Source organism: Vibrio sp. QJM3NY_26 (assembly GCF_057786005.1).
Genome location: NZ_CM173515.1, coordinates 2,520,808 through 2,534,043 on the forward strand (window position 1 = coordinate 2,520,808; position 13,236 = coordinate 2,534,043).

8 protein-coding genes are annotated in these 13,236 nt (G+C 44.4%); 2 read left to right on the top strand and 6 right to left on the bottom strand.

The genetic code is table 11. The annotated features are described in order from the left end of the window. Positions 1 to 601: 601 nt before the first annotated feature. Together AC3CH4_RS11045 and znuA are read right to left on the bottom strand one after the other, a co-directional pair. Entirely contained in the window at positions 602 to 3,961 is a 3,360-nt protein-coding gene (locus AC3CH4_RS11045) for a helix-turn-helix domain-containing protein (protein WP_488543635.1), read from the bottom strand. Positions 3,962 to 4,230: 269 nt separating this feature from the next. Further along, positions 4,231 to 5,115, bottom strand: coding sequence for a zinc ABC transporter substrate-binding protein ZnuA (gene znuA / locus AC3CH4_RS11050; RefSeq protein WP_488542956.1), 885 nt, complete (start codon positions 5,113 to 5,115; stop codon positions 4,231 to 4,233). Positions 5,116 to 5,198: 83 nt separating this feature from the next. Between znuA and znuC the strand changes: the two genes are divergently transcribed. Beyond that, a complete protein-coding gene (gene znuC / locus AC3CH4_RS11055; protein WP_004734207.1) occupies positions 5,199 to 5,978 on the top strand; it encodes a zinc ABC transporter ATP-binding protein ZnuC in 780 nt (259 codons plus the stop codon). Continuing rightward, positions 5,978 to 6,763, top strand: a complete 786-nt coding sequence (znuB, locus tag AC3CH4_RS11060) for a zinc ABC transporter permease subunit ZnuB (RefSeq protein WP_004734208.1) — start codon at positions 5,978 to 5,980, stop codon at positions 6,761 to 6,763. The genes znuC and znuB overlap by 1 nt, the downstream gene beginning before the upstream one ends. 175 nt (positions 6,764 to 6,938) lie before the next feature. On the opposite strand, the gene sucD is transcribed toward znuB, so the two are convergent. The 4 genes from sucD to sucA all read right to left on the bottom strand — a co-directional run bounded on the left by sucD (position 6,939) and on the right by sucA (position 13,233). Further along, complete coding sequence (gene sucD / locus AC3CH4_RS11065; RefSeq protein WP_004734209.1) at positions 6,939 to 7,811, bottom strand: succinate--CoA ligase subunit alpha; 873 nt, start codon at positions 7,809 to 7,811, stop codon at positions 6,939 to 6,941. Further along, complete coding sequence (gene sucC, locus AC3CH4_RS11070) at positions 7,811 to 8,977, bottom strand: ADP-forming succinate--CoA ligase subunit beta (protein ID WP_086049829.1); 1,167 nt, start codon at positions 8,975 to 8,977, stop codon at positions 7,811 to 7,813. The genes sucD and sucC overlap by 1 nt, the downstream gene beginning before the upstream one ends. 206 nt (positions 8,978 to 9,183) lie before the next feature. Further along, positions 9,184 to 10,392 carry a 2-oxoglutarate dehydrogenase complex dihydrolipoyllysine-residue succinyltransferase gene (odhB, locus tag AC3CH4_RS11075; protein ID WP_114633858.1) on the bottom strand — a complete coding sequence of 403 codons (1,209 nt, stop codon included), beginning with the start codon at positions 10,390 to 10,392 and terminating at the stop codon, positions 9,184 to 9,186. 21 nt (positions 10,393 to 10,413) lie between these two features. Further along, the gene (gene sucA, locus AC3CH4_RS11080) at positions 10,414 to 13,233 is read right to left on the bottom strand and encodes a 2-oxoglutarate dehydrogenase E1 component (RefSeq protein WP_488542957.1); all 2,820 of its coding nucleotides are present in this window, start codon (positions 13,231 to 13,233) and stop codon (positions 10,414 to 10,416) included. Between the last annotated feature and the right edge of the window lie 3 nt (positions 13,234 to 13,236).

The window sequence follows — 13,236 nt, forward strand, 5'->3', positions numbered from 1 at the left end:
AATCAATGTTTTCGAAAATACATACTCGTAAATTTCGTTAAAAACGTTTACGTCAAAAACGTTACTTTCAACAAACAACGAGAACTACCTCACTAGTACCAACCAAGAAAAACCAAAACAAATCATTAATTATCAACAACTTAAAATAATGTCGGTTTTCTCATGGCCATCTGTCGTTAATTTTATAAGTAAAATAAGTGGGCAGACGTATAGTTACTCCAACGAAGAGAAACTACTTCTCTTTAATTTTATTCCAGAGGTGATGTGGCTTGCCATATCACTCCGGCAGCAAGCGAAGGTGTCCTTGGCACCCGTGGTATAGTCCCCCCGGCTATACCACGATATTTTTTTTCTTCCTTTTGTTTTATCCCAACAGCCTTTTAAACTCCCACTGGTCTCAATCTCATATCTCGTATCTCGTATCTCGTATCTCGTATCTCGTATCTCGTATCTCGTATCTCGTATCTCGTATCTCGTATCTCGTATCTCGTATCTCGTATCTCGTATCTCGTATCTCGTAGAAGCATAAAAAAGCCCCAACACGAATGTCGAGGCTTAGAGTATCTTTATCTATATGGAAGTAGAGTAAATCCGCAGCTCACTACTCTTCGCTGTTTTCAGCAAACTTAGATGGCGACATACCAAAATGGTGCTTAAACCTCTGACTGAAATAGGAAGGGTCATTAAAACCAGAATCAAACGCGACGTCTGAGATCTTCTCTCCCGCAAGTAACCGCTCGCACGCATGCTCTAAGCGCACTTCATTCAAGTGCTCTTTAAAGGTCTTGTTATAAGCCGATTTAAAGCGTCTCTGTAAGCTTCTCTCTGACATGAACAAGTACTTAGCAGCAGTTGCAGTACTGAACTCTGCATCGGCGTAGTTTTCACTCACAAGCTGCGACACCCTGTTTTTCCACTCTTGTTCAGCACTCAACCTTTGTTGCTCTGGCCTTGAAGCAGCAAGCTTAATGGTTTCAATCTGCTCAATTGTGCTGGCTTCCAGATTATCCAGTACTTGATATTCAATCGGCCACGAAAGCTGAACCTTATTTTGATAGTCAGAAACAAACGCGTTCAGTTCACCACCACTCTGATTCATCAATAGAGGTAATTTTTCGATATTTAGATCAGTCGATTTTCCGGTGTTGTCACTCATACTTGATGCCAATTTAGGAAAAGGCATACCATGATCTCGAATCGTAACGACAAGATGCTCCTTCACTTCTTCAACCAGAACCACCATGCTTTGTGACTTAAAGTTTCTCTTGATGATGCTCGCAACCAAGTTGTTGAAAATAATATCGAGATTAAAATACAGTAAGGATACGTATCGTTGTTTGGTATCAACTCTAATATCCAGTTCAATACCCGCTTTGGCTAAATCATCTTGCCAAGCTTTGAGTACCGCTTCTAAGATCAAAATTATATCGTAACTGACCTTCCCCTCTACTTGAGGTGTATTGCTCAATTGAGCCAAGCCATTTTTCAGCGTTAAGATTGGCGACTTGCCTTTCTCATTCCAATTCGGGAGCATCGCTGCAATATGATTAACTTCAGATGAGAGTTCATTTGCTGTGTGCGACACAAGCGCACTCTTAACTGATAGCTGCTTTTTAAGCTGTTGATTGGTCGTCAACAGAATGCGACTTTGGTGCCTCAGTTGATCGGTTTTTAATGCAACTTGCGCTTTTAGGTGTCTATTAGCAAAAGTGACATAACGCGAACGCCAAAAGACCAAGATAGTCACGACACCAATCAGCAGCGCCAGAGAGCTTGCGGCAGCCCAATTGGTCAGATACCAAGGCTCAGCGATTGAGAAGCTTTGATTCGTTGACACAAAGCGATAATGCGAGTCCTTAACGGGTTTAACTTCCAGTGTATAGTCCCCCGGAAGAAGATGGTCGAGCGTTAACAAGCCTCCTTCAAATTCACTCCAAGGTTCATCGTCGCTCAGGCGATACTCCATCGCAGGGGCAAACGTCGCAGGTAGAATACCCAACTTAAAACTCATAGATGAACCATAAGGGATCTCATCCAAATCAGCTGTCTTACCACCTAGTGATACGGTTTGCTGATCAACACTGATCTTACTCAGTAATGCTCGACTATGGGGTGTTGTTGATACCAATAACTCATCAGATAACGCACTGACTACGCCATACTTTGATCCAAAAGTAAGCCTCGTAGATTGGCTGCCTTCGCTGTCAAACAAGTCGCATGCCCCTGCTGCCAGTTCATTGGTGATCAAGCCAAATGGTGAACCGATATGTTTATGCAGTTGCCCATCCAGTCCGTAATAGCTGATACCTTTCGAAGAACCTAACCACACACCATTGTCATCGCTTATTAAGCAATTTGGGCTAATATTGTCTTCAACAAGCATGACCTCTTGAATAATAGAGCTGTCATAAGGGATTCGATACACGCCATAACTGCTCGCAAACCATTGAGCCCCATCCTTCGCTTTTTCAATATCGACCACTTTGCCAAATCGTTCGCTTGAGCGACTAAAGCTAATCCGTTTATCAATAAAAGAGTAGAAGCCGTGGTCAGTGCCTATATATATACGACCTTGTAACCCTATATTGAGAGCCGTGATTTTTGCTGGCAAAAACTTATCAACTAACCAGTCAGTACCGTACCCCGTCAGCTTCATGGTTTCGATAGATAACGAATAGAGGTTTTGCCCCGATGTTATCCAAAGTACGTTATCAGCTTGAAGCGCAAAGTTCTCAACGTGTACCCCCTTGATAGACCTTGGTAAACCGAGTTCTTCAGGCTCTAACGTATTGGTATTAAAACTAATAATACCTTCTTCAGTAGCCAACCAAATGGAAGAACCAAAGATCTCAAAGTCCTGTACCGAGTTGGAATAAACACGAATTGGATTCTCTTTGCTTTGAGCATCGACCAAATAGAGGCCCAGTGAGGAAGCAACCCAAGATAATTGTTCACTAACCGGCTGTACTTTGTTTATCACGACACTACTTGAGTGCATCCCCATACCCGTTAATGGCGTTCTTGAGAATGTCTTACTGAACAGTGAGAAATATCGGATGCCGTTATTTGTCGCAACCCACATCCCACCAGCATGGTCGTTGATTAACGAATATATTTTCTCTCCCGGTAACGAGAAATCTTGGTTAGCGGCTTGTTCGAATCGTGTAATTTGACCCGTAATGAAGTTGTAACTAATGAGTCCATGCTCTGTGCCAATCCAATATTGGTCTGAAGTTTCAGCAAGCGAGAGAACGTGCGACCCTTTTATTTTGTTCTCTTTATCTGGATTCGTGAGATCAACAATCACCGCCCCATTTAAAGTGCCGATCACTAACTCTCGTCTAGCATTAGAAAAATAAACCGTCTCAATATGGTGCTTATCTGATGCAGTGATGTGAGTAAACTCTTGCGCCTCGGAAAGGTAAGCACCAGAACTGGTCGCGAGTACCCATTTTGACAACACCCACTCCGCATCGTTAATCGCAATATCACTGCTATTGTTGTATCGATACAATTTGAGTAGTGAGTAGGTGGTAAATTCTAAAGATTGAGTGTTGTATGTATAAAAATTACTGCCATCTGTGACCCAAATATAATCACCTGATGAGCCTATATTCGTGATCTCAGCACCCGGGCTTAAACTAAACGCAAGTTCATTGCCAATCCCCGGATTATGTCGGTACACCTCATTATCAAAAAATGTCCAAAACTCATCGTTAAGAAACGCGACTCTTTCTGAAGAAAATTGCAGAAGGCTACCCTTTCTAGGGAATAGGGTTCGGCCATCATAAAAGAGTACTTTTCCATGGACATCATGAACCCATAGCCCGCCACCGGCACCTAAGTACAAGTTTTTAGCCGCAAGAAAATTCCCTTGCGCTTGAACGGGCAAAGGGTAGAAAACGGAGGGTGATGTATTTACCGCGAGAACGCTAAATGAAATGCTCATTAACATGAACATTCTGAAGATAATTCGATACAACTTTTCATCCTGAACAGCAATAACACATGAAATTATGGTGTCCACAACGTCTTATTCGCTGCTTAACCAAAAATCCAGTTTTTTTGTGCTTATTATTATCTTTCTATTTTAGCGGAAATTAACAAAGGAGAAAGGAGGTTTGCTATTTGTTGAGAGGTTTTATCTTAGCGGTCACGAAAATGCCGCAAAAAGCGGCATGATTCATAAATTAACGAGAGCAAAGTGTCGTTAGGAATATTGGTTATTGATTACTTAGCACTCAAGCAGCTGGTGTAGCTGTCTGTAAGTTGCTGAAGAAAATCGAAATAACTTCCACTCTTCACTTCAACCTGTGAACCAACAGGATCAAGTTGCCCTTGCTTAGCATTGCTTCCACGAGTCACCGATTCGATCACAGCCGGTGTAAATTGAGGCTCTGCAAATACACATTGAACATTTTCACGCACCAAGGTTTTCTTGATAGCTATCAAGCTTTTTGCACCCGGCTTGCGCTCTGGGCTCACGGTAAAGTGACCTAAGTTATTTAACTCAAACTCCTGTTCGAAGTAGCCGTACGCATCATGGAATACGTAGTAACCTTTGTCTTTCACTGGCGCAAGTTGTTCATTAATTGACTGCTTCTTCTCTTTCAAAGCAATCAAGAATGAGTCTAGGTTCTCTTGATACGCCATTGCGTTATCAGGGTCAGCTTCAATCAACTTAGCTGAGATATATTTTGCCGCGACTTCAACTTGGTCGATGCCCAACCAAAAATGCGGGTCATGGCTACCATGATGATGTCCTTCATGAGCATCGTGGTCTTCATGCCCAAACTCTCTCAAGTTGATTCCAGGAATCTCACTGATCTTGATAACATTTTCTTTTGAACCAATCACCTTAGTCAAAAAGGCTTCTAGGTCAGGGCCGAACCAGATAACCATATCGGCACTATGTACTTTTTTGACATCCGATGGCTTAAGCGCATAATCATGCGGCGAAGCATTGCTGTTCATCAACACATCCGGCTCACTAACGCCTTGCGTTAATTCTGTCACAATCATTTGAATCGGTTTAAAGCTTGTTAGAATAGTATTGGCACTTGCGACACTTGGCGCTAAAAGCAAAGTAGCAAGTATAAAAGATAAACGTGACATAATCCCTCGATAATAGAAAAGTAGCTTAGGCTTGAGGTAAATGTTACATTATAACATTAGCGAATTGCAAATGAGTTCTATTCATGGATAACTTAATCCAACTAGATTCTGTGAGCGTCGAGTTTGACGGTCGAAAAGTTCTAGACAACATCTCTCTAAATATAGAGCGCGGCAGAATCACCACCCTCATTGGGCCAAACGGTGCAGGAAAGTCGACATTAGTAAAAGTGGTACTGGGTTTACAAACCAAATTTTCAGGCACAATAACAAAAGCTAAAAAACTGAAAATTGGCTATGTACCACAAAAATTAAAGCTTAATGATTCACTACCGCTTAATGTAGAACGTTTTCTAAAGCTCACTGGCAAGTTCAGTCAGCAAGAGATCCTTGAAGCATTGAAGCTAGTTGGTGCTGAACATCTGCAAAAGAGTAACATGCACCAGCTATCTGGCGGTGAAAACCAACGTGTGCTGATTGCTCGTTCACTGCTAAGAAGACCAGACCTACTTGTTCTTGACGAACCGGCTCAAGGCGTTGATGTACAAGGACAAATTGACTTGTATGACCTAATTGACACCATTCGTCACCGTTTTGGTTGTGCCGTATTTATGGTTTCACATGACCTGCATTTAGTGATGGCCAAAACAGACGATGTTATCTGCTTGCACCACCATATCTGTTGCTCAGGCGCACCTGCAGACATCAAACACCACCCTTCGTATATTGCGCTCTTTGGCACCGCGACCCAAGAAACACTGGCGTTTTATCATCACCAACACGAACATCACCATCATGATCTTGCAGGCCAGCCTGTCGAAGGCGACGTGCATGAATGTTCAAACCATAAACACGGACATCACTAATGCTTGAGTTTCTTCTTCCCTCTATTTTGGCGGGTTTGGGTATTGCGCTAATTGCAGGCCCATTAGGGTCGTTCGTAGTATGGCGCAAGATGGCTTACTTTGGTGACACGCTTGCTCACGCTTCTTTGATGGGCTTAGCACTTGGCTTTCTGTTCAACATTAACTTGTATTTCGCGCTGCTGATTTGTTGTTTGATGCTGGCCGTGTTGCTAGTGACTTTACAAAAACAAAAGCTAGTCGCGACCGATACCCTACTCGGTATATTGGCGCACAGTGCACTCTCTTTAGGCCTTGTTGCTGTCAGCTTCTTAGACAATGTTCGTGTCGATCTAATGAGTTACCTATTTGGTGACTTGCTTGCGGTGTCTCCAACAGATTTGGTGTTCATCTACGCAGGTGCTGCAGTGATTGGTTTAGTGCTTGCGATATTTTGGCGACCACTGCTATCAACGACAGTAAATGAAGATCTTGCAGCAGTAGATGGCATCAACATTGACTTAATGCGCCTAATCCTGATGTTGCTGGTTGGTATCGTGATTGCGGTCGGTATGAAATTTGTTGGTGCATTGATCATGACGTCATTGCTGATAATCCCAGCAGCAACGGCAAGGAAATTCGCTAATACACCCGAACAAATGGCATTCCTCGCCTCTGTAATTGGTTCTATCGCTGTGTTCGGAGGGTTGAGCTTGTCTTGGTTCTATGACACGCCAGCCGGCCCTTCTGTTGTTATCAGTGCTGCGGCAATGTTTATGCTGTCTCAAATGTACAGAACCCGCGCCTAAAGTGAAAAGTCGGGATTCATTCTGGCTTTTAACAACACAACAGTTGACGCAGCAGTCGTTTATAAAAGAACCGTTTACAAAAAAATCGGTCACAAAAGAAAAAGGCTTGGTCAATGACCAAGCCTTTCTTATATCGTTCAGTTAGCTTCTATCTCGTTAGATAAAAGCCAGCTGATTACCAACCCGTGATTTCACGTAGGCCTTTACCGATGTCAGCAAGAGACTTAACAGTCTTAACGCCTGCTGCTTCTAGTGCTGCGAATTTATCTTCAGCAGTACCTTTACCGCCAGAGATGATTGCGCCAGCGTGGCCCATACGTTTACCCGGAGGAGCAGTAACACCAGCGATGTAAGAGACAACTGGCTTAGTTACGTTTGCTTTGATGAACTCAGCAGCTTCTTCTTCCGCAGTACCACCGATCTCACCAATCATTACGATTGCTTCAGTCTCTGGGTCTTCTTGGAAAAGTTTTAGGATATCAATGAAGTTTGAACCTGGGATAGGGTCACCACCGATACCAACACATGTAGACTGACCAAAGCCTTCATCTGTTGTTTGCTTAACTGCTTCGTACGTCAGAGTACCTGAACGAGATACGATACCTACTTTACCCTTCTTATGGATATGACCAGGCATGATACCAATCTTACACTCGTCTGGAGTGATAAGACCTGGACAGTTAGGACCGATCATGCGAACGCCAGTTTCTTCTAGCTTCACTTTAACGTCGATCATATCTGTAGTAGGGATACCTTCAGTGATCGTTACGATCAGTTCGATACCTGCATCAATTGCTTCTAGGATTGCATCTTTACAGAAAGGTGCTGGTACGTAGATAACTGTTGCTGTTGCGCCAGTTACTTCTACTGCTTCACGTACTGTGTTGAATACTGGAAGGCCTAGGTGAGTTTGACCACCTTTACCAGGTGAAACACCACCAACCATTTGCGTACCGTATGCGATAGCTTGGTCTGAGTGGAATGTACCTTGACCGCCAGTGAAACCCTGACAGATTACTTTAGTGTCTTTGTTAATTAATACAGACATTATTTAGCCTCCGCAGCAGCAACAACTTTCTGAGCAGCATCTGTTAGAGATACAGCAGCAATGATATCAACATCAGAATTAGCAAGTACTTCACGACCTAGGTCTGCGTTTGTACCTTCTAGACGAACAACGACAGGAACTGTTACGCCAACTTCTTTAACTGCACCAATAATACCTTCAGCGATCATGTCACAACGAACGATGCCACCGAAGATGTTTACTAGTACTGCTTTAACATTGTCATCAGAAAGGATGATCTTGAATGCTTCAGCTACACGCTCTTTTGTTGCGCCGCCGCCTACATCAAGGAAGTTTGCTGGCTTGCCGCCGTGTAGGTTTACGATATCCATCGTACCCATAGCAAGGCCTGCACCGTTAACCATACAGCCAACGTTACCATCAAGTGCTACGTAGTTCAGTTCCCACTGAGCTGCGTGCGCTTCGCGCTCGTCTTCTTGTGAAGGATCGTGCATTTCACGAAGCTTTGGCTGACGGTACATTGCGTTTGAGTCAATGTTGATCTTGCCGTCTAGACAAAGAAGGTTACCTTCATTTGTAATAACAAGCGGGTTAATTTCTAGTAGAGCTAGGTCGTACTGAGCGAACATTTCACCAAGACCCATGAAGATCTTAACGAACTGTTTAATTTGATCGCCAACTAGGCCAAGTTTGAATGCCAGTTCACGGCCTTGGTAAGCTTGAGGGCCAACTAGAGGATCGATCGCTGATTGGTGAATCAACTCTGGAGTTTCTTCAGCGATTTTCTCAATGTCCACGCCGCCTTCAGTTGACGCCATGAATACAATTTTGCGCGTTGCACGGTCAACAACAGCACCTAGGTAAAGCTCGTTAGCAATGTTCGATGCTTCTTCAACTAGGATCTTTGTTACAGGCTGACCATTAGCGTCTGTTTGGTAAGTCACTAGGTTTTTACCTAGCCACTTTTGTGCAAACTCTTTAACGCCTTCTTTAGTGTCATGTAGCTCTACGCCGCCCGCTTTACCGCGACCACCAGCGTGTACTTGACACTTAACAACTTTCTTGGCTGTACTAATACGGCCTGCAGCTTCGAAAGCTTCTTGTGCTGTGTCACACGCGAAACCTTCAGGTACAGGCAAACCGAATTCTGCAAACAGCTGTTTGGCTTGGTATTCATGCAAATTCATTTTGATATTCCGTTTATTTTCCCTTAAGGGATTATTATTTCCATAACGACACAGTTTCCTGTGGTACGTCTGTAGGGTCTTCTCAAATCAACTGCTGTCCATTTTCTAATGGCTTTACAGTTCAAGTGAAGGCCAGACGTTGAGCAGCCTAGCCTTTGAAACTTTTTACGTCTAGCTAACGGGGTTAACTAGACGTTTTAGAGATACTAAACGTCTAATAGCAGACGTGCGGGATCTTCTAGAAGCTCTTTGATTGTCACTAGGAAGCCAACTGATTCACGGCCATCGATTAGACGGTGATCGTAAGAAAGCGCTAGGTACATCATTGGTAGAATTTCTACCTTGCCATCAACAGCCATTGGACGATCTTGGATTTTATGCATACCCAAAATTGCCGCTTGAGGCGGGTTGATGATTGGCGTAGACATTAGAGAACCAAATACACCACCGTTTGTGATAGTGAAGTTACCGCCCATCAGCTCATCAACTGTTAGCTTGCCGTCACGGCCTTTGATTGCTAGCTCTTTGATGCCTTTTTCGATGTCAGCAAAACCTAGTGTGTCACAGTCTTTCAGTACTGGAGTCACTAGACCACGTGGCGTAGATACCGCCATGCTAATATCGAAGTAGTTGTGGTAAATGATATCTGTACCATCAATCGAAGCGTTAACTTCAGGGAAACGCTTCAGCGCTTCTGTTACTGCTTTCACATAGAAAGACATGAAACCAAGACGCGTATCGTGACGCTTCTCGAATTGGTCTTTGTACTGCTTACGAAGGTCCATGATTGGCTTCATGTTCACTTCATTGAAAGTAGTCAGCATCGCTGTGCTGTTCTTCGCTTCTAGAAGACGGTTTGCAACTGTCTTACGTAGGCGAGTCATTGGCACGCGTTTTTGGCTACGAGCCGCTGCTGGCGCTTCAACTGCAGGTGCAGAGGCTGCTGCCGGAGCCGCTTTCGCTGCTGCTAGGTGTGCGTCAATGTCTTCACGAGTAATACGACCACCAACACCAGTGCCTTTGACGTCAGCTGGTTGTAGGCTGTGTTCTGCAAGAAGACGACGAACAGCAGGGCTTAGTGCGTCGTTGCTTTCTTCTGTCAGTGCCGCTTTGTGACGCTTATCAGGAGAAGCTTCTGTATCTTCAGTGGTATCTTTCGTTGGTTCACCAGCGACAGCACCAGGTTTGATCTTTGCAAGAAGCTGCTTAGAAAGTACCGTAGCACCCTCTTCTTCTAGGATAGCTTCCAGAACACCCGCTTCAGGAGCCGGTACTTCTAGAACTACTTTATCTGTTTCGATGTCTACAATGACTTCATCACGTGCAACGGCTTCGCCTGGTTTTTTATGCCAAGTCGCCACTGTTGCATCAGCCACAGATTCAGGTAAATCTGGAACCAGAATTTCAATTGTCATGTGCGTATTTTCCTTTTACTTCTAGTTCTTAAGTAGGGTCAAAGCGTCGTCAACTAACGCTTTTTGTTGTTTCAAGTGTACCGACATATAGCCAACAGCTGGTGATGCTGATGCAGGACGACCTGCATATTGAATATCAGCACCCACTGGGATAGCAGCTCGGAAATTATGTTGGCTACTGTACCAAGCACCTTGGTTTTGTGGCTCTTCTTGACACCAAACGTAATCGACTACATTTGTGTACTGTGCGATTGCAGCTCTCACGTCCTCGTAAGGGAACGGGTAAAGTTGCTCAATACGTACAATAGCGACATCGTCTTGCTCGTTCTTACGTCTTTGATCAAGCAGGTCAAAGTAAACCTTACCTGAACAGAACACGACGCGTTTTACGTTCTCAGGAGCCAGATCATCAATTTCTGCGATAGCTGGTTGGAACGTACCTTCTGCTAAATCTTCCATAGAAGACGTACATAGAGGGTGACGAAGCAATGACTTAGGTGACATTACGATCAGTGGACGACGCATTGGTCGAACAACCTGACGGCGAATCATGTGATAAACCTGTGCCGGTGTTGAAGGAACAACAACCTGCATGTTTTGTTCAGCACATAATTGAAGGTAACGTTCAAGACGTGCAGATGAGTGCTCTGGGCCTTGGCCTTCATAGCCGTGAGGAAGCAGCATAGTTAGACCACATAAACGTGCCCACTTTTGCTCACCTGACGAAATGAATTGATCGATTACAACTTGTGCACCGTTTGCGAAGTCACCAAATTGCGCTTCCCAAAGGGTTAAACCGCTTGGTTCTGCCGTTGCATAACCATACTCAAATGCGAGTACCGCTTCTTCAGATAACACAGAGTCAAATACTTGGAATGGCCCTTGTTTATCATGAATGTTCGCAAGAGGAACATACGTGCTTGCATCTGATTGATTGTGCAGTACTGAGTGACGGTGGAAGAACGTACCACGACCTGAATCTTGGCCTGAGATACGAATACGCTTACCGTCATCAACAAGTGTTGCGTAAGCCAGAGTCTCGGCCATACCCCAATCGACTTGTTTCTCACCATTCACCATGGCAGTACGATCGTTGTACAGTTTGTTTACTCGGCTTTGCAGCTTATGGCTGTCTGGGTATTGGCAAAGTTTGCTACCAAGCTCTTTCAGGCGCTCGATATCAATCTTGTTGTCCCATTCGATGTTCCAGTCGTGACCTAGGTAAGGTGACCAGTCCACTGAGTGAAGTGCCATTGGGCGCCACTCTTTAACCACAACTTCACCGTGATCAAGTGCATCACGATATTCGTTAACGAGTTGAGTTGCCGTATCAATACCAAACTCACCGCGTTCCATTAGCACGTCAGCATAAAGCTTACGTGGCGTTGGATGCTTCTTGATTTTTTGGTACATCAAAGGCTGCGTTGCATTCGGCTCATCGGCTTCATTGTGACCGTGGCGACGGTAACAAACCAAATCAATAACAACATCACGCTTAAACGTATTACGGTAATCTAATGCAAGACGCGCTACGAAAGCGACAGCTTCTGGATCATCAGAGTTAACGTGGAAAATCGGAGCCTGAACCATCTTCGCGATATCGGTACAGTACATCGTAGAACGAGTATCGCGAGGGTTAGACGTTGTAAAACCAACTTGGTTATTTACAACGATACGAACCGTACCACCAACACAGAAACCACGAGCTTGAGACATGTTGAACGTCTCTTGTACTACACCCTGGCCAGCGATAGCTGAATCACCATGGATAGTAATTGGAAGTACGCGGCTACCATCTTTATCGTCTAGACGATCTTGGCGAGCACGTACCGAACCGATAACTACAGGGTTTACGATTTCTAAGTGAGATGGGTTAAATGCAAGTGCTAAGTGAACGTTGCCGCCTGGTGTTGCGAAATCCGCAGAGAAACCTTGGTGGTATTTCACATCACCAGTGCCCCACGAGTCATCGCTGTGCTTGCCCGCAAACTCGTCAAACAGATCTTGTGGCTTTTTACCAAGCACATTGACCAGCATGTTTAGACGACCACGGTGAGCCATACCAACAACAACTTCACGCATACCTTGTCCACCTGCATGACGAATAATTTCCTTCGTCATTGGGATCAACGCATCACCACCTTCCAACGAGAAGCGTTTTGCGCCTGGGAATTTAGCACCAAGATAGCGCTCAAGACCTTCAGCAGCAGTTAGCTCTTCTAGGAAAGCTTGCTTTTCTTCTTTATCGAAAGAGGGTTGACCAGAAACAGACTCTAAACGTTGTTGGATCCAACGCTTTTGCTCTGTGTTAGTCATGTGCATGTATTCAGCACCAATCGAACCACAATAAGTTTGCTTTAAAGATTTGTACAAATCTCGAAGCACCATCGTCTCTTGGCCAATGGCGTAAGAGCCGACGTTAAACGTCTCATTGAGGTCATCTTCGGTAAGAGTGTGGAAAGAAGGATCCAGTTCAGCGACTGTATCTCTTTCCCATAAACCTAGGGGGTCTAGATTTGCTGATTGATGCCCTCGGAATCGATAGGCATTAATAAGTTGCAGAACCTTTACTTGTTTCGCATCGACATCTGGATCACTAACTTGGACACTGTAATGCTTTGTTTCTTGAGCGAGTCGACGGAAGTATTCACGAACACGAGAGTGTGGTTGTTCCACTGCTTGTGAAGCTTGCACAGGCAATTCTTCAAAAACACTTCTCCATTCGTCACTTACCGAATCGGGGTCACTTAGATACAGTTCATAGAGTTCTTCTACGTACGTTGCATTGGCGCCAGCCAAGTGTGAAGACTCGAGCCATGCCTTCATCACGCCGTTGTGCATATT

Coding starts and splice junctions, on each gene's coding strand:
- AC3CH4_RS11045 (WP_488543635.1), bottom strand. CDS start 3,961: ATGTTCATGTTAATGAGCATTTCATTTAGCGTTCTCGCGGTAAATACA.
- znuA (WP_488542956.1), bottom strand. CDS start 5,115: ATGTCACGTTTATCTTTTATACTTGCTACTTTGCTTTTAGCGCCAAGT.
- znuC (WP_004734207.1), top strand. CDS start 5,199: ATGGATAACTTAATCCAACTAGATTCTGTGAGCGTCGAGTTTGACGGT.
- znuB (WP_004734208.1), top strand. CDS start 5,978: ATGCTTGAGTTTCTTCTTCCCTCTATTTTGGCGGGTTTGGGTATTGCG.
- sucD (WP_004734209.1), bottom strand. CDS start 7,811: ATGTCTGTATTAATTAACAAAGACACTAAAGTAATCTGTCAGGGTTTC.
- sucC (WP_086049829.1), bottom strand. CDS start 8,977: ATGAATTTGCATGAATACCAAGCCAAACAGCTGTTTGCAGAATTCGGT.
- odhB (WP_114633858.1), bottom strand. CDS start 10,392: ATGACAATTGAAATTCTGGTTCCAGATTTACCTGAATCTGTGGCTGAT.
- sucA (WP_488542957.1), bottom strand. CDS start 13,233: ATGCACAACGGCGTGATGAAGGCATGGCTCGAGTCTTCACACTTGGCT.